This window comes from Bacteroides caccae (assembly GCF_002222615.2).
In the GTDB taxonomy this organism is placed as follows: domain Bacteria; phylum Bacteroidota; class Bacteroidia; order Bacteroidales; family Bacteroidaceae; genus Bacteroides; species Bacteroides caccae.
On sequence record NZ_CP022412.2, the window covers coordinates 235,075 to 258,315 of the forward strand.

A 23,241-nucleotide genomic window follows, 5' to 3' on the forward strand; every position below is an offset into this window, starting at 1 on the left:
TTCATTCTTTTATTCCCATTCTATGGTCGCATTGGGTTTAGGCGACATATCATAGCAAACACGATTCACATTCTTCACTTCTTTCAGAATACGGTCCGTGATTTTCATCAGAACAGGCCAGTCAATCGGTTCAATAGTAGCAGTCATGGCGTCTACTGTATTGACAGCGCGAATGATAACCGGCCAATCGAAAGAACGGGCATTATCACGTACACCAACAGATTTGAAATCGGGCACTACCGTGAAATATTGCCATACTTTTTTATCCAATCCGGCAATCTGGAATTCCTCACGCAGGATAGCGTCAGATTCACGCACGGCTTCCAGACGGTCACGTGTAATAGCACCCAGGCAGCGTACACCCAAACCGGGACCGGGGAAAGGCTGACGGTAAACCATTTCATAAGGTAATCCCAGCTCCAGACCACAGGCACGAACTTCATCCTTGAACAGTTGACGCAAAGGCTCTACAAGTTGGAATTTGAGATCTTCGGGCAACCCACCTACGTTATGATGAGATTTCACCATTTTAGCCGTCTTCGTTCCACTTTCCACAATATCCGGATAAATAGTACCCTGGCCTAAGAAGTCGATACCGTCCAACTTGCGTGCTTCTTCTTCAAATACACGGATAAACTCGCTACCGATAATCTTACGTTTTTGTTCCGGATCTTCCACACCTGCCAGTTTATCCAGAAAACGGTCGGTCACATCAAGATAAATAAGGTTTGCCTTCAACTGGTTGCTGAATACTTCAACGACATCCTCAGACTCCCCTTTACGCATCAAACCATGATTCACATGTACACACACCAGATTATCACCGATTGCTTTCAGAAGCAAAGCAGCAACAACAGAACTATCAACTCCGCCGGACAGAGCCAATAATACCTTCTTATCGCCTACTTGACGTTTGATTAATTCTATCTGATCATTGACGAAATTCGTCATATTCCAGTTAGCTTCAGCTTTGCAAGTATCGAATACGAAAGCCTTCACAGCATTCTTAATAGCTTCAATATCATCTGTGAATTCAGCTAGCTTCACTTCGCAAGCCGCTTTGTCATGGCCGGCAGCCATAACGGGAATCCCCATTGCATAGATAGCCGGATTTACATCAATAGCCACACCATCAATGACATTGTTCGGGCCGCCATTGATAATAATACCCTTCACGTTAGGTAATGCTTTCAATTCTTCCACTGTGATGTCGTGAGGATAAATCTCACTGTAAACTCCTAATGCACGGATGGCACGAGCCAATACCGTATTCTCATGACTACCCAAGTCAAGGATAACAATCATGTCCTGTTTCATCTGATTCTGTTTTTTTTTATTATGTTATTGTCAATAGTTTCTTTAGTTTCAACTTATCCGCAAATATAAATATTTTAAAAGACAAAAACAAGACACTTTGCTTTATGCCTTCAGCCGTATCACAAACCGGCTTCCTTTGCCTAATTCACTTTCCACCGTCAGCGTACCGCCATGAGCTTCCACAAAATCTCTCGAAATAGACAGCCCCAGCCCGCTACCTTGCACTTTCGTTCCGGGTACACGGAAATAACGGTCAAAGATACTTTTGTGATAACGAGGGTCAATCCCTTTACCAAAATCCTGAACATACAACTCAATGATATTATCTTCTTGCTTGGCACCAATCACTACACGACCGTTTTCTTTGGAATAACGAATAGCATTACTCAATAAGTTAGTCAACACCCAAGCAATCTTTTCACTATCGACAAAGAGTTTACCGATCTTTTCCTCCGGATATTCCACTTCTATCTGAATATTAAACTTATCGGCTTGTACTTGATTGGCCTTGATAGCATACTCTATCAGTTCAATCGGTTTGGTGATCTTGGGCATTAATTGCAGTTTTCCGGCTTCCACCTGAGTCATATTGAGCAATTCTCCGGTGATACCAAGCAAGCGTTCACTATTTTCCTTGATGCTCTTTGAAAGTTGCTCCTGTTCATCATTCAATGCACCGACACGCTTATCCTCCAACAGTTGAAGACTCATCATAATAGCAGCAATCGGAGTTTTCAACTCATGAGAAATAGTAGAGATAAATGTAGTCTTGGCAGAGTCCAGTTCCTTAAATTCCGTAATATTTTTCAGCAAAATGACATCTCCCAGTTTACGAGGTTCATCTTTTTCCGCTTCTGTATTAATGATAGGAACGTAGGACGCTTTGAAATAGCTTTCTTTATTATCAGCATATATTTTCAAAGGTTCCTTTTGTTCGCCTGGTGTCACCAGTTCACGAACCAACCGACGGAGCAGATCATTCTTCAAAGCAAGTTCTTCCGCTGACTTACGAATCACATTTTCACGCTTCAAATTCAGCACATTCAATGCCTCCTCATTAATAAACAGAATCTGCCGGTCCATATTTAAACCGATCACCGGATCATCTATGCTGTTCACAATCGCTTCGATAAATTTCTTGGCGGAGAGAATATCCGAAAGAGTGCTGGCACGATATTCGGTCAACCGTTCCGCCATTCGATTAAAGCTATCGGCAACTTCGCGAAATTCCTCATTCTTATCCATATTCAAGCGCTTTTCGTAATTATGATCGGCTATTTCAAGAATCCCCTCTTTCAGTTCTTTTATCGGTTTACTAATGCTCCGGGGAAGCCAATAAAGCAACACAAGTCCGGTCAGGATACAGATGCTGCCGGTAATGGAAATCCATAGTAATGCACGTTCCAGTCCGGGCATAGCAGCAGGGCTATCCGGTTCCGTTGCCGTTAGAATTTGAAGATTTACAACCGAAAGAGTTACCAGCAGAATAATCATTCCGGCCAACATTCCAATACCAAGAATCAGTTTCGTTTTAATATTCATAACGTTCATACGATTAATATTATGCAAGTATAATCAAATCTACATTAGCTCGTGACAAATTATTCAAAAACTTTCGATATCCCAGTATGGAACAGATAGCATACGGCAATTTCAGGTCAGGGCTACCCATACATACAGTGGATATCTGCTTCTCTTTACAAACCTCCACAATGCTCCCCAGAATATCTCTAGACTGTACCTGAACAACCTCCCCTCCCAACTCTGTCACCAGTTTAAAATGATTCAGCAGATAACGCTGTCTCGCCAGACCAATTCTATCCATGCTCTCTTTCGGTGTCTGAACATACAGGGCGATAAAAGTAGTATTGTACCGGGTTGCCAACTTTGCCGCCTTCCTGATAATTCTCCGCGGTGTTTTCTCGTGACTGCTGATACAAGCCATAAACTTTTCATGTCTTAACCCGACAGCCACTCCCATTACAACCTCATTCTCCACCTTCTTCTCCACCCTCAATGCAACTTCCTTCAAAGCCAACTCGCGCAATTGCAGAATATTCTCAGTTCGAAAGAAATTGTCCAATGCTGTCTGAATCTTTTCCGGACGATATATCTTTCCGGCTTTCAAACGGGCAATCAACTCCTCTGCCGTCAAGTCAATATTCACCACTTCATCCGCTTCCTGAAGAACACTGTCGGGTACCCGTTCTTTCACTTCGATACCTGTAATCTCCTGTACTTCTTCGTTCACACTCTCAATGTGTTGAATATTAATTGCCGAAATCACATTGATTCCCTCGTCCAGCAAAGCCATTACATCCTGCCAACGCTTTTCGTTCAGACTGCCCTCCACATTCGTGTGTGCCAACTCGTCCACAATGACAATTTCCGGATGAATACGGATAATTGTATCTAGGTCCATCTCTTCCAGTTCTTTTCCCTTATAGAAAATCTTACGCCGCGAAATGACAGGGAGCCCTTGCAGCATCGCCTCGGTTCCGACACGTCCGTGAGTTTCAACATAGCCGATTTGCACGTCCACTCCATTCTCCAGCAGTTCATGTGCTTCCTGAAGCATACGATAAGACTTTCCCACACCGGCTATCATACCGATATAGATTTTAAACTTACCCCGGTGGGATCTCTTAATCAGATCCAAGAAATGCTGTACACTTTGTTCTCTATCATCCATCTTTATCTGTTTTTTAAAACATTCTAACCCGTGACAATCATCACGATCATCACGGGTTCACACACTAATAATTCATGAGTTAATTTAATTTATGGTTTTAAAGTTACGCCAAATACTAAATGGGCGTCCTCCATACGTGGATTCCATATAGCCTGTACAAATATAGGTAATGAAAATCTCTCATTAAAATTCAGCGCTTTCGTTGCTTTCAAAGCAAAGTTCGTTACTGCAAAACCATTCACATTATACTGCGGAGTTTCATAAGGAACCATGCCACAAGTAGCATTCAAATCAACTCCTTTCACACTAAACGGATAATTCAACTCCACATACGAAGAATACGCCTGTTTATCTTCGCCTTTATCATTTATCTTTCTGTCGGCACCCGCAAACATTGTATACCACGTAATGGACAAGGGGAATTTTTCAACAGGAAGCGTATAAGATAATCCCGCTTCAAAATGATGTCCTGTATCTCCACTCTTGAAATGGAAATAGTTACCGGCCCCCTGTCCATCCCACCAAAGAGTCGCAACAGAAAGCACCGGTCCTGTTTCACCAAACTTATAAGCCGCAGTCAGGTCTATTTCTTTATTACTTTCACTCAAACTAGTTGATCCCCATGCAGTAAGAGAAAAATTGCCCGCGCTGAATCCTAAAGTCGGCTGGAAGGAGGCTGCGCCACCCTGATAGATACCACGCCATACATACGAACTTACAAAATCACCTTGTATGGTAAACTCCTGCGCCTTCACACTAGTTGCTCCCAACATACATACGGCTGCCACAGCCATTGTTCTCAAAATACTCTTTTTGCTTAAAAAACTTTTCATACTTTTATTATCTAATCCAGATTCTCACTTACTTACCACTTTTTTCTTCCAACGCTATGTTTAATTTCAACACATTCACTTTTTCTGTCCCCAAAAATCCCAATAACGGTTTTTCTATACTCTCGTCAACTATTGACTTCACCTGTTCCTCCCTCAATCCACGAGCCTGTGCAACTCTTTTTACCTGTACATACGCACATTGGGGAGTGATATTCGGGTCGAGTCCTGAACCACTTGCCGTCACCATTTCCGCCGGTACCTCTTTACGACTCAAGTAAGGATGATGAACGAGGAACGTATCGATACGCGCTTTTACTTCGTCCAAGTATTCCTGATTCGTAGGTCCTTTGTTGCTACCGGCTGAACTTGTCGCATCATACCCGTCGCCCGCACAGGAAGGGCGTCCCCAGAAGTAAATATCCTTTGTAAACATCTGACCGACATTCGCCGCTCCCACTACTTTTCCGTTTAGTGTGACTACTTCGGCATTTCCCTTGTTAGGACCTGCAACCTGTGCAAACAGCCACAAGAAAAGGATATAGAACACGGAGAAAAAGACACAAAAAGCAAGTGTTATTTTTAAAGACTTCAATAAAGTTTTCATTGCTATTGTTTTTTAATTAAAAGAATAAACCTACTAATAAATCAATCAATTTAATACCGACAAAAGGAACAATCACACCGCCCACACCATAAATCAACAAATTGCGGCGGAGTAAGGCACTTGCGCCAATCGGCTTGTATTGTACGCCACGCAAAGCCAGCGGAATCAAAATCGGAATAATAATCGCGTTGAAGATTACTGCCGAAAGGATAGCGCTTTCAGGACTATGCAGATTCATAATGTTCAGCGCGGCCAATTCGGGAATAGCTACCATAAACAAAGCCGGAACGATAGCGAAATACTTGGCCACGTCATTAGCAATAGAGAAGGTAGTCAATGTGCCACGAGTCATCAGCAGTTGCTTGCCTATTTCCACAATTTCAATTAGCTTTGTCGGGTCGTTGTCCAAATCCACCATATTACCGGCTTCCTTCGCCGCTTGTGTACCGCTATTCATCGCTACCCCTACATTTGCCTGTGCCAACGCAGGAGCATCATTCGTTCCGTCTCCCATCATTGCAACCAATTTCCCGGCCTGCTGCTCCTTCTTGATATATTCCATTTTATCTTCCGGCCTAGCTTCAGCAATAAAATCATCTACTCCAGCTTTTTCAGCAATATATTTTGCTGTCAACGGGTTGTCACCGGTCACCATAACCGTCTTCACACCCATTTTGCGCAAACGTTCGAAACGCTCCTGAATACCCGGTTTGATAATATCCTGCAATTCAATAACGCCTACTACTTCCCGATTGACACATACCACCAACGGTGTACCGCCATTACTTGATATAGTAGAAATTATCTTTTCCACCTCTTTCGGGAATTTATTTCCGGCACTCTCGACCATCTTACGGATAGCATCAAATGCCCCCTTACGGATCTGTGTTCCGTCAGCCAAATCGACACCGGAACATTTTGTCTCAGCAGTAAACTTAATCATGCGTGCCCCAGCCGTATTCAGGTTACGCATACGGATACCCGATTCACGTCCCAACTCCACTATTGACTTTCCTTCCGGAGTTTCATCGGACAGGGAAGACAACAGACAGTTTTCTACAAAACGGTGCAAATCAACGCCCGGTGCCGTGTGGAAGTGAGTGGCCTTACGATTACCGATCGTAATTGTACCAGTCTTGTCCAACAGCAACGTATCAATATCACCGGCAGTCTCTACTGCTTTTCCGGATTTTGTAATCACATTCGCACGAAGTGCACGGTCCATACCGGCAATACCGATTGCCGAGAGAAGCCCGCCGATCGTTGTCGGAATCAGGCAGACAAACAAAGAGATAAGTGAAGCAATGGTGATGACCGTATTACTATAATCGGCAAATGGTTTCAAGGTAACACACACAATGACGAAAACGAGCGTAAAACCTGCCAACAAAATAGTCAACGCTATCTCATTCGGGGTTTTCTGACGTGATGCACCTTCTACAAGCGCAATCATCTTGTCGAGAAAACTTTCTCCCGGCTGAGTAGTCACCATTACTTTTATACGATCGGATAATACTTTCGTTCCTCCCGTAACCGAACTCTTATCTCCGCCAGCCTCACGGATTACCGGAGCAGACTCACCGGTGATCGCACTCTCATCGATAGAAGCCAGTCCTTCAATAATCTCACCATCCGACGGAATCACATCTCCGGCCTCACAAACAAATACATCCCCTTTCTTCAATTGCGAAGAACTTACGGTAATAATTTTATTACCTTCTACTTTTTTTGCCGGTGTTTCTTCACGAGTCTTACGCAAACTGTCGGCTTGTGCCTTACCACGCGCTTCGGCGATAGCTTCGGCAAAATTGGCAAACAGCAATGTTACAAACAGAATGACAAACACAGCGATATTGTAGCCAAACGACCCCTGTGAAGCGTTTACAATAGAGTAGAGCGTCACGAAGAACATCACCGCCGTAGCCACTTCTACTGTAAACATAATCGGATTCTTTATCATCATCCGCGGATTCAGTTTCACGAATGACTGTTTCAAACTTTCTATCACTTGCTCCTTTTGAAACAAAGAAGCTGATTTATTATCTTTCATATCTATTACAAACTTAAATGTTCAGCAATCGTACTCAATGCATGTACCGGGAAGAACGACAAGGCGGCAACAATGAAGATAACGGCAAATGTCATTACCCCAAACGTCAACGTATCGGTTTTTAATGTTCCGGCACTTTCCGGAATAAACTTCTTCTGCGCAAGCAAACCGGCAATGGCAACTTGTCCCACAATAGGAATGAAACGACTAAGAATCAATACAATACCACATGTCCAGTTCCAGAAATAAGTATTATCACCCAAACCCTCGAAACCAGAACCGTTATTGGCAGCCGAAGAAGTGTATTCATAAAGCTGCTCACTCAGACCGTGGAATCCGGGATTATTCAACCAACCGCCTTCACTTTCCACAAATTCAGGATAATGCGCATAAATATAACTGGAGATGGCTGTAAATACCAAAATTACAAACGGATGAAGCAAGGCTACAATCGTAGCGATTTTCATTTCACGGGCTTCCACTTTTTTACCTAAGAACTCCGGTGTACGTCCTACCATCAGACCACTGATAAATACTGCTATAATAATGAATGTATAGTAGTTCATCCATCCCACACCGACACCACCAAACCAAGTATTAATCTGCATATTCAGCATTTCCATCATACCGGACAAAGGCATAGTGGAGTCATGCATACCATTGACAGAACCATTGGAAGTCACCGTAGTCGTAATACTCCAAAGAGCTGTTGCACCAGCTCCCAAACGGACTTCTTTGCCTTCCATTGCACCATTATCCTGCGCAATGCCCAATTCATCGATACGCGGATTCCCCCCCATTTCCTGGCTGACATTAATGCAGACGCCTACCAGATAAGCAAAAAGCATGACTCCGAATATGCTATATCCCAATTTCTTCCTGCGGGTATAAAATCCCAGTGCAAACACCATTGCCATCGGGATAATCAGGATGGACCAGCATTCCGCCATATTGGTAAGATAAGTCGGGTTTTCCAACGGATGAGAGGAGTTTACACCAAAATAACCACCACCATTTGTACCCAATTGTTTAATAGGAACAATCGCAGCCGTAGGACCTTGGGAAACCATCTGCTCCTGACCTTCAAGAGTCGTGACTTTCATCTTGCCGTCAAATCCCATCGGAGTCCCTTGGAGAATCAGGATAAAACCTACAACCAGAGAAAGAGGCAATAAAATACGTGTGCAGCTAACTACAAGGAATTGCCAAAAGTTACCAATTGTTTTTGTTGTTTTTGCAGCAATACTTTTCATGATACCTGCCATAGCAGCCATACCCGTTGCAGCAGTAATAAACTGGAAAAGCATGATGACGAACAATTGTGTAAAATAAGTCAATCCGCTCTCGCCGCTATAATGCTGTAAGTTACAGTTAACCATGAAACTAATACACGTATTGAACGCCTGATCAGGAGTCTGCGGACCGTTACCGTCCGGATTTAAAGGCAGCCAACCTTGTGAAACCAAAAGCACCATTCCCCAGAAAAACCAAAAAGCATTCAATATCAATAATGCTTTCAGGAATTGTTTCCAGTTCATCTCTTCGTCAGGATTGATTCCACAAACTTTATAGATAACTCTTTCGACAGGAGCCATAAAATCTGACCAGGTCTTTTCTCCTTTATAGACCTTGGCAATGTATTTTCCCAATGGATAAGCCAGAATCACCATCAAAGCAATCTGAACAACCACGCCTAAAATTTCTGTATTCATATACTTTTTACCTTAAACTGTGTGTGTTACTTTAAAACTTCTCGGGTTTGACGAGTACATACATCAAATAACCGAAGATCGCAATACCTAATACAAATAATACTGTGTACATAATCAATTCTCCTCCTTTTTTTAAATATTCTCAAACCAGTCTACACATTTCCAGAATAACCAGAAACAGGCGAAGCCGCTTAACAGGCAGAAAATAAATGATAATGTAATTTCCATGTTTTTTCTTTTAAGTGATTATTATTAGTTTTACTTGCCAGTCTTTATGCCAAATGCGTGCCACAAAAGCAAGAAAACACATAACATGCTAATATACAGAAAGTTATAAACATCTCACAGAATATCTATCCTTACAAGAAACCCTTCCATTTTGAAAAAGGCATTCTATTTTGAAAAGGTTAGTACTTTTCGGCAATTTCTGAAAGAGAAAAAACAAAGGATTTTTCAAATTGGAAGGTTATTTCCATTTTGGGAAGGTAGAATATATAAGAAGCTTTTTATAACCTACTGAAAACAAGCGGCTAACCACTCTTATACAATAATTGGTATACGCTTTGCCTATAAACAGATATGAAACTTTATATTATATCAAACAGATTACCTGTCAAAGCAGCCGGTTCAAATGGAACATTCGTCTTTTCACGCAGTGAAGGCGGGCTGGCAACAGGTTTGGATTCTCTCCAAACTTCTTATGAGAAACATTGGATAGGGTGGCCCGGCGTATGTACAGACAACGAAAAAGACCGTCAAGAAATGAATGAGAAGTTACAGGAAATGAATTTTCACCCGGTCTTCTTATCGGAAAAACAGATTCAGAACTATTACGAAGGATATAGCAATAGTACCCTCTGGCCTTTATGCCACTATTTTTACGCCTATACCTTATATAAAAAATGTTTTTGGCACTCCTATCAGCAGGTCAACCAACTTTTCTGCGATGAAATTTGCCGGCTGATACGTCCCGGAGACAAGGTGTGGATACAAGACTATCAACTGATGTTACTTCCCGGTATGTTGCGAAAAATATATCCGGAACTCTGCATTGGCTATTTCCACCATATCCCGTTCCCGTCCTACGAGCTTTTCCGTATCCTGCCGGAACGTGCCGAAATACTGAAAGGCTTACTGGGTGCAGACTTTATCGCCTTTCATACTCATGACTATATGCGCCACTTCGTTAGCACCGTAGAACGTGTCCTTCATCTTGACTTCAATCTGGATGAACTACAAACCGGTAATCGTGTAGTGAGAGTAGACGCACTACCAATGGGGATTAACTATGAGCTTTACCATAAAGCCTCGGAAAACGAAAAGGTACACCAAGCTATTGACCGCACCCGAAAACTTTTCGGCAAACACAAGTTAATCCTGTCGGTAGACAGGCTGGATTATAGTAAAGGAATATTGCACCGCCTACATGGCTTCTCCACTTTTCTCGAACGTCATCCCGAATATCATGGCAAAGTGACTCTGGCAATGGTCATTGTCCCCTCACGCGACCATGTAGGCAGTTATGCAGAATTAAAAACAAAAATCGATGAAGAGATAGGTTCCATTAACGGACACTACTCCACAATGGACTGGACCCCTGTCTGCTACTTCTACCATGGCTTCTCGCTGGAAGAACTGACCGCCATGTATTATGTTGCCGACGTTGCTTTGATCAGCCCGCTACGTGACGGCATGAACCTGGTAGCCAAAGAATATGTAGCCGCCAAATGCGATCACCCGGGTGTGCTTATCCTCAGCGAAATGGCAGGTGCCGCCGTAGAATTAACAGATGCTATCCAAATCAACCCGAACGATACGGAACAGATAGAGCACGCCATCTGCCAGGCACTTGAAATGCCCGAAGAAGATCAAAGGGCACGTTTACAACGAATGCAAGCCATTTTATCCGTACAAACTGTCAATAAATGGGCTGCCGACTTCATCAACGGACTGAATACGACGTGTATCCAAAATGATACGCTACGGAAAAAACGTATCGTGCCCACCACTATCGCCCAAATCAAGCTCAAGTACAATCAGGCAAAACAACGCCTGATATTGCTGGATTACGACGGTACACTGACAGCACTCAAGCCACGTCCCGAAGATGCCAAACCTACACCTGAACTTATTTCTATCCTACAACAATTAGCCAGTGATCCCGCCAATCATATAGTCATCAATAGCGGGCGGGATCACTTTATTCTGGAAAAGTGGTTTGGCCTCCTTCCCGTATCTATGGCTGCCGAACACGGAGCATTCTATAAAGAAAACGGGGTTTGGCACAAAAAGATTAAGAAGACAGAATGGGGGACAGGACTTCTTTCTATCCTGCAAATGTTTGTAGACAGAACTCCCCGTTCACATCTGGAAATAAAGGAGACAGCATTAGCATGGCATTACCGAGAAAGCGACGCATGGCTCGGCACACTGAGAGCACAGCAACTCGTCAATGCACTGGTTTCGATCTGTACTCGGCAAAAACTGCAAATTCTACAAGGGAACAAAGTGGTTGAAGTCAAATCACCGGATTGCAACAAAGGCTCGGAAGTAGAGCGTTTGCTGGCTAACAGACGTTATGATTTCGTTATGGCAATGGGAGATGACACAACGGACGAAGATATGTTCCAAGCTCTTCCGGCCAAAGCGGTCACCATTAAGATAGGCAACGTATCAAAAGCAGCCAACTACAATCTGCCCGCACAATCTGATGTACTTCCTTTCCTGCAATCCATGCTGAGAAAGCAAAAAAACACCGACACAACGAAAAGCTATGTCAGAAACCGCCTGACTTCCGCTTTCAGCTTTTTCAGAGACTTATTGAAAACTAAATAAAAACAAGCGTTATGAACAATCAGAATTATGGAGTGATAGGTAATTGCCGCACGTCCACCCTCGTTTCACAAACAGAAGCCCTCTCTTTTATTTTTTTCATAGTAATCATCCTGCAAAGTTTATAAACAGATGAAGCCCCTCCGGTATTTCTACTGAAGGGGCTTCATAAAAAACGGCGGCTACCTACTCTCCCACTGTTACGCAGTACCATCGGCGTGACGAGGCTTAACTTCTCTGTTCGGAATGGGAAGAGGTGGAACCCTCGTGCTATAACCACCTGAAAAAGGTTATGACATGACGAAAAGTAAAATGAAAGACATTTGACAAGCTAAACGTATATAACAACCGTCCCGCAGAAAGAAAGTGGACGGGCAATTAGTAATGCTCGGCTATGATGTTACCACCTGTACACCTGCATCCTATCAACGTCATCGTCTTTGACGACCCTAAGAAATCTAATCTTGTGGCTGGCTTCGTACTTAGATGCTTTCAGCACTTATCCAATCCCGACTTAGATACCCAGCAATGCACCTGGCGGCACAACTGGTAAACCAGAGGTCAGTCCAACACGGTCCTCTCGTACTAGTGTCAGAGCCACGCAAATTTCATACGCCCACGATAGATAGAGACCGAACTGTCTCACGACGTTCTGAACCCAGCTCGCGTGCCACTTTAATGGGCGAACAGCCCAACCCTTGGGACCTTCTCCAGCCCCAGGATGTGACGAGCCGACATCGAGGTGCCAAACCCCTCCGTCGATATGAGCTCTTGGGAGGGATCAGCCTGTTATCCCCGGAGTACCTTTTATCCTTTGAGCGATGTCCCTTCCATGCGGAAACACCGGATCACTATGCTCTAGTTTCCTACCTGATCGACTTGTATGTCTCCCAGTCAAGCGCCCTTATGCCATTACACTCTACGGACGGTTACCAATCGTCCTGAGGGCACCTTTAGAAGCCTCCGTTACACTTTTGGAGGCGACCACCCCAGTCAAACTACCCACCAAACAGTGTCCCCGTTACAACGGGTTAGAACTCAAATAATCAAAGGGCCGTATTTCAACAGCGACTCCACACAAACTGGCGTCTGCGCTTCAAAGTCTCCGGCCTATCCTACACATCAATTACCCAAATTCAATGTTAAGCTATAGTAAAGGTTCACGGGGTCTTTTCGTCCCATCGCGGGTAATCGGCATCTTCACCGATACTACAATTTCACTGAGCTCACGGTTGAGACAGTGTCCAGATCATTACACCATTCGTGCAGGTCGGAACTTACCCGACAAGGAATTTCGCTACCTTAGGACCGTTATAGTTACGGCCGCCGTTTACTGGGGCTTCAATTCAATGCTTCTCTTGCGATGACATCTCCTCTTAACCTTCCAGCACCGGGCAGGTGTCAGGCTGTATACGTGATCTTTCAATTTGGCACAGCCCTGTGTTTTTGTTAAACAGTTGCCTGGACCTATTCTCTGCGCCCAACTCTCGTTGGGACCCTTTATCCCGAAGTTACAGGGTCAATTTGCCTAGTTCCTTAACCGTGAATCACTCAAGCGCCTTAGTATATTCAACCCGACTACGTGTGTCCGTTTGCGGTACGGGTACCTCAAGGATTAAGTTTAGCGGATTTTCTCGGGAGTATGTTTACACGCACTATTACCGTTTCCCGAAGGAATTGGTATACTATCAGGTTCGACTCTCGTGGTGGATTTGCCTGCCACAATCAACATCTACACCCTTCAACGGACTATTCCGTCAGTCCGCGGCGTTGTCACGACTCCGTCTCCACGTCACTCCTTAAGGTAGTACAGGAATATTAACCTGTTCTGCCATCGGCCTCACCGTTCGGCTGAGCCTTAGGACCCGACTAACCCTGATCCGATTAGCGTTGATCAGGAAACCTTAGTCTTTCGGCGAGGGGGTTTCTCACCCCCTTTATCGTTACTTATACCTACATTTGCTTTTCCACACGCTCCAGCAAAGCTCACGCTTCACCTTCGACGCGGAGTGGAATGCTCCCCTACCGATCATTAATGATCCCATAGCTTCGGTAAGATACTTAATGCCCGATTATTATCCACGCCAAACTCCTCGACTAGTGAGCTGTTACGCACTCTTTAAATGAATGGCTGCTTCCAAGCCAACATCCTAGCTGTCTTAGCAATCTGACTTCGTTAGTTCAACTTAGTATCTATTTCGGGACCTTAGCTGATGGTCCGGATTCTTCTCCTTTAGGACATGGACCTTAGCACCCATGCCCTCACTCCTGTGATAGAACTAATGCGCATTCGGAGTTTATCAAGACTTGATAGGCGGTGAAGCCCTCGCATCTTATCAGTCGCTCTACCTCACATTAGTAACTCACAAGGCTGCACCTAAATGCATTTCGGGGAGTACGAGCTATCTCCAAGTTTGATTAGCCTTTCACCCCCACCCTCAGCTCATCCGGAAGCTTTTCAACGCTTATCGGTTCGGTCCTCCAGTTAGTGTTACCTAACCTTCAACCTGGCCAAGGGTAGATCACTTGGTTTCGCGTCTACTCCTTCCGACTTATCGCCCTGTTCAGACTCGCTTTCGCTTCGGCTACGGATCTCTAGATCCTTAACCTTGCCGGAAAAAGTAACTCGTAGGTTCATTATGCAAAAGGCACGCCGTCACAGCATAAGCTGCTCCGACCGCTTGTAGGCGCATGGTTTCAGGGACTATTTCACTCTTCTATTCGAAGTGCTTTTCACCTTTCCTTCACAGTACTGGTTCGCTATCGGTCTCTCGGGAGTATTTAGCCTTACCGGATGGTCCCGGCTGGTTCACGCAAGATTCCTCGTGTCCCGCGCTACTCAGGATACCACTACGCTTCGTTCAGCTTCGAATACCGGACTATCACCGTCTATGGTTTCATTTTCCAAAGAATTCTTCTCACTGAATGTCTTGCGACAACGTGGTCCTACAACCCCAATATTGCCGTAACAACATTGGTTTGGGCTAATCCCCGTTCGCTCGCCACTACTTGGGGAATCATTATTATTTTCTTTTCCTGCAGGTACTAAGATGTTTCAGTTCCCTGCGTTAGCCTCCTGCCAAGCAGGATGACATTCCTTCAGAATGTCGGGTTGTCCCATTCGGAAATCTTCGGATCAAAGGTTATTTGCACCTACCCGAAGCTTATCGCAGCTTATCACGTCCTTCATCGCCTCCGAGAGCCAAGGCATCCGCCATGCGCCCTTGCTTACTTTCTTTCAAACTGACTGCTCCGAAAACTATCCATTACTGAAATGGGAAAATATCGGAGAGAGTACGGTTTGATATATACTTTTAGCTCTTTACTTTTATTTTACTTTTTGTACATCATGTCAAAGATCGTTTCCCATTGCTGGGGATGTGGAGAATAACGGATTCGAACCGTTGACCCTCTGCGTGCAAGGCAGATGCTCTAGCCAGCTGAGCTAATCCCCCGTAAGAGTCGTTTCGGAGTAGTCCCAGGCAGAGTTGAACTGCCGACCTCTACATTATCAGTGTAGCGCTCTAACCAACTGAGCTATAGGACTAGTTCAACCGTGTCTGTCTTTAGACTCGGCTTCTGTTTTCTCTTGTTTATCTCTATCTATATTACTATAGATGGTTGATCTATATATTATAAATAAACAAGTACCAGTAGTACAATCGAAACAGAACCCGGTTCAATATTCCCCTAAAGGAAATGAACCATGAAGTCATTGTAACGACATCGCTCCAGAAAGGAGGTGTTCCAGCCGCACCTTCCGGTACGGCTACCTTGTTACGACTTAGCCCCAATTACCAGTTTTACCCTAGGACGCTCCTTGCGGTTACGTACTTCAGGTACCCCCGGCTTTCATGGCTTGACGGGCGGTGTGTACAAGGCCCGGGAACGTATTCACCGCGCCATGGCTGATGCGCGATTACTAGCGAATCCAGCTTCACGAAGTCGGGTTGCAGACTTCGATCCGAACTGAGAGAGGTTTTTGGGATTGGCATCCTGTCACCAGGTAGCGGCCTTCTGTACCCCCCATTGTAACACGTGTGTAGCCCCGGACGTAAGGGCCGTGCTGATTTGACGTCATCCCCACCTTCCTCACATCTTACGACGGCAGTCTCTCCAGAGTCCTCAGCATGACCTGTTAGTAACTGAAGATAAGGGTTGCGCTCGTTATGGCACTTAAGCCGACACCTCACGGCACGAGCTGACGACAACCATGCAGCACCTTCACAAATGCCTTGCGGCGTATGGGTTTCCCCATAATTCATTTGCAATTTAAGCCCGGGTAAGGTTCCTCGCGTATCATCGAATTAAACCACATGTTCCTCCGCTTGTGCGGGCCCCCGTCAATTCCTTTGAGTTTCACCGTTGCCGGCGTACTCCCCAGGTGGAATACTTAATGCTTTCGCTTGGCCGCTTACTGTATATCGCAAACAGCGAGTATTCATCGTTTACTGTGTGGACTACCAGGGTATCTAATCCTGTTTGATACCCACACTTTCGAGCATCAGCGTCAGTTACACTCCAGTGAGCTGCCTTCGCAATCGGAGTTCTTCGTGATATCTAAGCATTTCACCGCTACACCACGAATTCCGCCCACCTCTACTGCACTCAAGACTGCCAGTATCAACTGCAATTTTACGGTTGAGCCGCAAACTTTCACAACTGACTTAACAATCCGCCTACGCTCCCTTTAAACCCAATAAATCCGGATAACGCTCGGATCCTCCGTATTACCGCGGCTGCTGGCACGGAGTTAGCCGATCCTTATTCATATGGTACATACAAAAGTCCACACGTGGACCACTTTATTCCCATATAAAAGAAGTTTACAACCCATAGGGCAGTCATCCTTCACGCTACTTGGCTGGTTCAGACTCGCGTCCATTGACCAATATTCCTCACTGCTGCCTCCCGTAGGAGTTTGGACCGTGTCTCAGTTCCAATGTGGGGGACCTTCCTCTCAGAACCCCTATCCATCGTAGTCTTGGTGGGCCGTTACCCCCCCAACAAACTAATGGAACGCATCCCCATCTCATACCGAATTTCTTTAATATAAAACCCATGCGGGAAATATATGCTATCGGATATTAATCTTTCTTTCGAAAGGCTATCCCCGAGTATGAGGTAGGTTGGATACGTGTTACTCACCCGTGCGCCGGTCGCCAGCTTTGGTTTGCAAGCAAACCAAACTGATGCCCCTCGACTTGCATGTGTTAAGCCTGTAGCTAGCGTTCATCCTGAGCCAGGATCAAACTCTTCATTGTAAAAGTATTTTTTAATCGGCATGTGCCGGTTATAGCTCTGTTCAGGATGCCGTACAATTTATTGACTTCATTCTAAATACCTGTATCTATTACATATAGATAAACATAAATAACAGATTGTATTGACGGTTCTATCTTTTCTTGTACTACTTGTATTGTTTATCAATATTTCAAAGAACTTGTCGCTTCCGTTTCAAAAGCGGGTGCAAAGGTAAGAGGTTTATTTTTAACTACCAAACTTTTTCGGAAGTTTTTTTTTCAGTTTTTCTTTTTATCCGTTTCTCAGACTCTCTATGCGAAAGGGAAAGAATAAATAGAAAGAAGAACAAGCAAAACACCTTTTCTTTGCGAATCGGACTGCAAAGATAAGAACTTTTTTATTTATATTCCAAAACTTTTCGGAAGTTTTTTTGTTCTTGAGTCAAGCAGTCCTGCGCTTTGTCACTAAGTCATTTTCATCAAGGCTTTCTTCTCTCGGAAAGCGGGTGCAAAAGTACTCCCTTTCAGGATACAAAACAAATATATATCACTCTTTTTTCTGATTATTTTTTTATAATCTGACTAACTTGCTGATTGATAGGCTGCTTCAAGAACACCGCCGTTTCTATACAAGAAGCTACGAAGGGAAGAATACAAAACTATACACATTATTATATTTAAACGAGGGAGGAAAGCACTAAACAAAGAAACAAGTAATGCAGGCAGATTTATTCGGTACTAAAAAAAACAGGCCGGATATAAAAAGCGGGGAATTACCCATTCCGACATTTACATACCACCTACCCCTGAGGGGAATCATCCTTCCGGAAGGAGGAGAATAACGGATAATCGAAAAGACATGCTGTTCGTTCCACTACAGTGAACAGGACAGGACACTTCAGTGGAAAGAACCGGCCACCGGAGTGAAAAAGCCCGGGTACCGGAGTGGAACAAAAGAGACGATAGGGGAAAAGCACAAGGAGAAAGACGTAAAAAACATGAGCATAGCATATGGTATTAAAGGGAAGACTGCAGAAGAAGAGAAAGCATATAGCAAGAGAAAAATATGGAGTAGAGAGAAGAAAGAACAGGAAAGGGGGCTATGAGAAATAACTCAATTATGAGGGAAAAAACAGAAAAACTATGAGAAATAACTCCGTTCCTTTTTATTTCTCATAAATTAATTAATTGAGAATAAATTAGTTATATAAAAAATATGAGAATATGAGATATGAAATTGAAAAATCTTTTCTGGTAGAAAACTAAGTTCAAGTTATAAATGCGACACCTCCTAATTTTATAAATTGAATTCAGCAGCAAATAAAAGTGAAACAACTCATTTCCAGCGAGTCCCACTTAAGACTCATCAGCCCACGCCGTTTTGACAAGACAAGCCTTGTACAAAAAAGTAACGAAGGGACTGCCAAGCCCCGTGCCACAGCTAAACTTACAGTTAGTGACAGATACTGAAGACTTAGCTTCACATTTGCTAAGACTGATACTCCGGCAATACCCTTTAGAATGTTTAAAACATCTTCTTACAAAGCCTGGGTATAGCTTCTTTCAGCACTGCCGAAGGTACGTGGAAATTCTCTCTTAACTTCCTCTTTTTTCAGATTTTATATTCTTCTATCTTCCGATACAACGTAGTAAGCCCAATTTTCAGCAGACGGGCAGCTTCCGTCTTATTGCCTTTCGTATACTCCAACACTCGTGCAATATGTCTTTTTTCCATAGCTGCCAATTCAAAATTCCCGGCATTATCATCCGAGCATTCGTAATGATTGTTCTGAATCTCCAAAGGAAGGTCACATACATCCAACCGTCCGCCTTCACAGACAATCAGGCTGCGCTCAATCACATTCCTCAATTCACGGATATTGCCCTTCCAAGGTTGTTGTTCCAAGGCTTCCAGAAAAGCGGGAGTCATTTCGTTGACGGCATACGAAAGGCACTCGGAGAAACTTTTGGCAAAGGCAGTAGCCAAGATCTTAATATCGCCGGCACGTTCGCGAAGTGAAGGAAGATGCACCTGAAACACGGAAAGACGATAAAACAAGTCTTCACGGAAATGTCCCACCCTGATTTCTTCCTGCAAATTGCGGTTGGTGGCAGCGATGATACGCACGTTTACTCTTGTAGGTTTCGTGTCACCGATCTTTATATATTCGCCCGTTTCGAGGATACGCAATAGTTTGGCTTGCAGTTCAAAAGCCATTTCGCCTATTTCGTCCAGAAAGATAGTCCCATTGTTAGCTTCTTCAAAAAGCCCTTTCTTATCTTTCAATGCTCCGGTAAATGAACCGGCTCTGTGACCGAACATTTCACTCTCCAACAGTTCTTTGCTGAAAGAAGAACAGTTGACCGCTACGAAATTCTGTTTACTCCGTTTGCTGCTGTAATGTATGGCTTGCGCAAAGACTTCTTTTCCGGTTCCGGTTTCTCCGGTCAATAGTACCGGGACATCAGTCACCGAAACTTTCTGAGCCAGCAGTACGGCCTCTTTCAAAGCTTTCGATTCGCCCAAGATAGAATCAAACGAATACATCTGCCCCACCTTCTTTTCGAGTTTTTCGAGCCGGACATTCATTTTTGCTTTCTCTACGGCACGACTAATCAGCGGGATAATCTTGTTGTTATCATCGCCTTTGGTTATATAATCGAATGCACCGTTCTTGATAGCCTGTACCCCATCAGGAATATTGCCGTGGGCAGTAAGAAGAATCACTTCGACGTTAGGAGCTAACTTTTTAATGTTCAGCACCAAGTCTACCCCATTTCCATCAGGAAGAAAGACATCGCATAGCGCCACATCAGGCGATTGTGTCTCCAACTGTTTGAGAGCAGCCTTGCAGTCGCCGGCCTGACATACTTCATAGCCCTCCAGTCCCAGCATACGCGCCAACAGGCTACGAATCTGAACTTCATCGTCAATAACAAGAATTTTACTCATAATTTACCTATATTAAAAATAGAAGAATGAAAACAGGGTGCGCAAATATAAGTTTTTTCCGTGAATCCATGAACATTTCTTTCATACTGTTGTTATTTCCACAGGAAACTATTTACACCAAAAACAGAATATATGAAAGTTATTATCATCGGAGGTGTTGCAGGAGGAGCTACCACTGCCGCCCGAATCAGACGAGTAGACGAAGCCGCAGAAATTATCCTTCTGGAAAAAGGAAAGTATATATCTTATGCTAATTGCGGGCTGCCTTATTATATAGGAGGAGTGATTGAGGAACGAGAGAAATTATTCGTGCAGACTCCCGAAGCATTCTCCACACGATTTCGTGTTGACGTGCGTACGGAAAATGAAGTGATCTTCATCGACCGGAAAAGAAAAACCGTTACTGTCCGCCGCAGCAGCGAGGACACTTATCAGGAAAGTTACGACAAACTACTTATTTCCACCGGTGCCTCCCCCGTACGTCCTCCCCTGCCGGGAATCGACCTGAACGGAATCTTCACATTAAGAAATGTAGCGGACACGGACCGGATTAAAGAATATATCAATACCCATGCTCCCCGAAGAGCCGTTGTCATCGGAGCCGGATTTATCGGACTCGAAATGGCAGAAAACCTGCACGCACAAGGAGCAAAAGTTTCAATTGTAGAAATGGGAAATCAGGTAATGGCCCCCATTGATTTCTCCATGGCTTCGCTTGTTCACCAACATTTAATGGAAAAAGGAGTAAATCTGTATCTGGAACAAGCCGTAGCCTCTTTCGAAAGAGAAGGGAAAGGACTGAAAGTTATTTTCAAGAACGGACAGTCCGTTCCTGCCGATATTGTCATCCTATCTATCGGCGTGCGTCCGGAAACGAATCTGGCACGGGCTGCCGAACTGACAATCGGTGAAACCGGAGGCATCGCTGTGAATGACTATCTACAAACTTCCGATGAATCGATTTATGCGATCGGCGACGCTATCGAATTCCGCCACCCGATTACGGGCAAACCGTGGCTCAACTATCTGGCCGGACCTGCCAATCGACAGGGACGTATCGTAGCCGACAATATCCTAGGCGCCAAAATTCCTTATGAGGGATCGATCGGTACTTCAATCGCAAAAGTATTCGATCTGACGGTCGCTTCTACCGGTTTACCCGGCAAACGGTTGCGACAGGCAGAGATCGACTATATGTCTTCTACTATTCATCCTGCTTCGCACGCCGGTTATTATCCGAATGCCATGCCGATGAGTATCAAAATCACATTCGATAAAAAAACGGGAAGGTTGTACGGAGGACAGATTGTCGGTTATGACGGAGTAGACAAGCGGATTGACGAAATAGCGCTTGTGATAAAATATAAAGGTACAATCTACGACCTGATGAAAGTGGAACAGGCGTATGCTCCTCCGTTCTCGTCTGCCAAAGATCCGGTAGCTCTTGCAGGATACGTGGCGGAGGATATTATTTCCGGAAGAACACGACCTGCCTACTGGCGGGAATTGAGAGACATCGAAATGGAAAACAAATTCCTGCTGGATGTCCGCACACAGGATGAATTTTCATTGGGCACGCTGCCGGGAGCTGTGAATATTCCTTTGGACGAACTGAGGGACAGGATAGCCGAACTGCCGAAAGACAAGATGATTTATACATTCTGCGCCGTAGGATTGAGAGGGTATCTTGCTTACCGGATACTGACACAGCACGGATTTGAAAAAGTCCGTAATCTGTCGGGCGGACTAAAAACATATCGCGCTGCTACCGCTCCTATCATTATACACGAAGAAAATGATAATGAGACGGACGAGACAACAGTACGGCAAGAAGCAACGGTTCAGGCTAGCAAACCAGTTGCTCCTGTCGAAACAGCCAAGACTATCCGGGTAGACGCCTGCGGCCTACAATGTCCCGGCCCGATTTTAAAGATGAAGAAGACAATGGACATGCTCGCTTCGGGAGAACGCGTTGAAATCACTGCAACTGATCCGGGGTTCCCTCGTGACGCCGCCGCATGGTGCAATTCAACCGGTAACCAACTCGTTTCGAAAGAGTCTTCCGGAGGAAAATCTGTGATAGTTATTGAAAAGGGAGAACCAAAATCGTGCAACATTGTTACTTCTTGTGACAGCAAAGGAAAAACTTTCATCATGTTTAGTGATGATTTGGACAAAGCTTTAGCAACTTTTGTACTCGCAAATGGTGCAGCAGCTACCGGACAGAAGGTGACAATCTTCTTCACATTCTGGGGACTGAACGTTATCAAGAAGTTGCACAAGCCGAAAACCGAAAAAGATATCTTCGGAAAGATGTTCGGTATGATGCTGCCTTCCAGTTCCGGAAAGCTGAAACTCTCGAAGATGAGCATGGGCGGAATAGGGGGAAAAATGATGCGGTATATCATGAATAAGAAAGGAATAGATTCATTGGAATCCCTGCGTCAGCAAGCCTTAGAAAACGGAGTGGAATTTATTGCTTGTCAAATGTCAATGGACGTCATGGGAGTGAAACAAGAAGAACTCCTCGACGAAGTAACGGTAGGCGGCGTAGCAACGTATATGGAACGGGCGGATAACGCGAACGTGAATCTATTTATTTAAAAGATATGACTAATAAAATATATTCAAACAAAATATGAAAACAATATGTGCAATGCGCGAAGTGTTCAGAGCCATGTCGAGCTTTGAAACTGCATTTGAAAAAGTATACCGGATAACGTTGAATGAAGCGATGATATTATGCATCCTCAAAGACGCCACCGAGAGAATGACGGCAACTAACCTGTCGAAAAGTACAGATTTAAGTCCCTCACATACATCGAAAATGCTCCGGATACTGGAAGAAAAAGGATTGATTGTCAGGGAACTCGGCAACGAGGACCGCCGGCAAATGTACTTTCACCTGTCTTCAACAGGCAAACAACGGGTTAGCGAACTGGAAGTTGACAAGGTGGAAATGCCGGAACTGCTGAAACCTCTGTTTAAATAAACGGAATTTCAAG

General features: G+C 44.3%; 13 protein-coding genes, 2 tRNA genes and 3 rRNA genes. 4 read left to right on the plus strand and 14 right to left on the minus strand.

Features of this window, described 5'->3' with window-relative positions:
• Nucleotides 1–9: 9 nt before the first annotated feature.
• The 8 genes from guaA to CGC64_RS19325 form a co-directional block, all read right to left on the minus strand.
• On the minus strand, nucleotides 10–1,317 hold the full coding sequence (gene guaA / locus CGC64_RS01005) for a glutamine-hydrolyzing GMP synthase (protein WP_005678215.1): 1,308 nt from the start codon (nucleotides 1,315–1,317) through the stop codon (nucleotides 10–12).
• Between the two features lie 102 nt (nucleotides 1,318–1,419).
• Nucleotides 1,420–2,859 (minus strand): sensor histidine kinase, encoded by a 1,440-nt coding sequence (locus CGC64_RS01010; RefSeq protein WP_005682561.1) that lies wholly within the window; start codon nucleotides 2,857–2,859, stop codon nucleotides 1,420–1,422.
• A gap of 19 nt (nucleotides 2,860–2,878) precedes the next feature.
• A complete protein-coding gene (locus CGC64_RS01015; RefSeq protein WP_005678213.1) occupies nucleotides 2,879–4,009 on the minus strand; it encodes a sensor protein KdpD in 1,131 nt (376 codons plus the stop codon).
• 89 nt (nucleotides 4,010–4,098) lie between these two features.
• Nucleotides 4,099–4,842, minus strand: coding sequence for a hypothetical protein (locus CGC64_RS01020; RefSeq protein ID WP_005678212.1), 744 nt, complete (start codon nucleotides 4,840–4,842; stop codon nucleotides 4,099–4,101).
• Between the two features lie 28 nt (nucleotides 4,843–4,870).
• Complete coding sequence (locus CGC64_RS01025) at nucleotides 4,871–5,446, minus strand: K(+)-transporting ATPase subunit C (protein ID WP_005678211.1); 576 nt, start codon at nucleotides 5,444–5,446, stop codon at nucleotides 4,871–4,873.
• 16 nt (nucleotides 5,447–5,462) lie between these two features.
• A complete protein-coding gene (kdpB, locus tag CGC64_RS01030) occupies nucleotides 5,463–7,496 on the minus strand; it encodes a potassium-transporting ATPase subunit KdpB (protein ID WP_005678209.1) in 2,034 nt (677 codons plus the stop codon).
• Between the two features lie 5 nt (nucleotides 7,497–7,501).
• Nucleotides 7,502–9,208, minus strand: coding sequence for a potassium-transporting ATPase subunit KdpA (gene kdpA, locus CGC64_RS01035; protein ID WP_005678208.1), 1,707 nt, complete (start codon nucleotides 9,206–9,208; stop codon nucleotides 7,502–7,504).
• Between the two features lie 31 nt (nucleotides 9,209–9,239).
• The gene (locus CGC64_RS19325) at nucleotides 9,240–9,320 is read right to left on the minus strand and encodes a potassium-transporting ATPase subunit F (RefSeq protein ID WP_081447310.1); all 81 of its coding nucleotides are present in this window, start codon (nucleotides 9,318–9,320) and stop codon (nucleotides 9,240–9,242) included.
• Nucleotides 9,321–9,787: 467 nt separating this feature from the next.
• Between CGC64_RS19325 and CGC64_RS01045 the strand changes: the two genes are divergently transcribed.
• Nucleotides 9,788–12,043 carry a bifunctional alpha,alpha-trehalose-phosphate synthase (UDP-forming)/trehalose-phosphatase gene (locus CGC64_RS01045; protein WP_005678207.1) on the plus strand — a complete coding sequence of 752 codons (2,256 nt, stop codon included), beginning with the start codon at nucleotides 9,788–9,790 and terminating at the stop codon, nucleotides 12,041–12,043.
• Nucleotides 12,044–12,213: 170 nt separating this feature from the next.
• Here the strand turns inward: CGC64_RS01045 and rrf are convergent.
• The 5 genes from rrf to CGC64_RS01070 all read right to left on the minus strand — a co-directional run bounded on the left by rrf (nucleotide 12,214) and on the right by CGC64_RS01070 (nucleotide 17,304).
• Nucleotides 12,214–12,324: ribosomal RNA gene (gene rrf / locus CGC64_RS01050) — 5S ribosomal RNA — on the minus strand.
• Between the two features lie 74 nt (nucleotides 12,325–12,398).
• A 23S ribosomal RNA gene (locus CGC64_RS01055) occupies nucleotides 12,399–15,278 on the minus strand.
• A gap of 143 nt (nucleotides 15,279–15,421) precedes the next feature.
• Nucleotides 15,422–15,495, minus strand: a tRNA-Ala gene (locus CGC64_RS01060).
• A gap of 18 nt (nucleotides 15,496–15,513) precedes the next feature.
• Nucleotides 15,514–15,587 (minus strand) — tRNA-Ile (locus tag CGC64_RS01065).
• A gap of 188 nt (nucleotides 15,588–15,775) precedes the next feature.
• Nucleotides 15,776–17,304 (minus strand): 16S ribosomal RNA (locus CGC64_RS01070).
• The 16S, 23S and 5S rRNA genes sit together here with 2 tRNA genes alongside, the layout of an rRNA operon.
• 902 nt (nucleotides 17,305–18,206) lie before the next feature.
• On the opposite strand from CGC64_RS01070, the gene CGC64_RS01080 reads away from it, so the two are divergent.
• Nucleotides 18,207–18,389 (plus strand): hypothetical protein, encoded by a 183-nt coding sequence (locus tag CGC64_RS01080; RefSeq protein WP_032838669.1) that lies wholly within the window; start codon nucleotides 18,207–18,209, stop codon nucleotides 18,387–18,389.
• Between the two features lie 506 nt (nucleotides 18,390–18,895).
• Here CGC64_RS01080 and CGC64_RS01085 read toward each other — a convergent pair.
• Nucleotides 18,896–20,236, minus strand: coding sequence for a sigma-54-dependent transcriptional regulator (locus CGC64_RS01085; protein WP_005675587.1), 1,341 nt, complete (start codon nucleotides 20,234–20,236; stop codon nucleotides 18,896–18,898).
• Between the two features lie 132 nt (nucleotides 20,237–20,368).
• Here CGC64_RS01085 and CGC64_RS01090 point away from each other — a divergent pair, with 132 nt between their 5' ends.
• Entirely contained in the window at nucleotides 20,369–22,840 is a 2,472-nt protein-coding gene (locus tag CGC64_RS01090; RefSeq protein ID WP_005675586.1) for an FAD-dependent oxidoreductase, read from the plus strand.
• Between the two features lie 34 nt (nucleotides 22,841–22,874).
• Nucleotides 22,875–23,228 (plus strand): winged helix DNA-binding protein, encoded by a 354-nt coding sequence (locus CGC64_RS01095; RefSeq protein ID WP_005675585.1) that lies wholly within the window; start codon nucleotides 22,875–22,877, stop codon nucleotides 23,226–23,228.
• The last annotated feature ends 13 nt before the right edge of the window (nucleotides 23,229–23,241 follow it).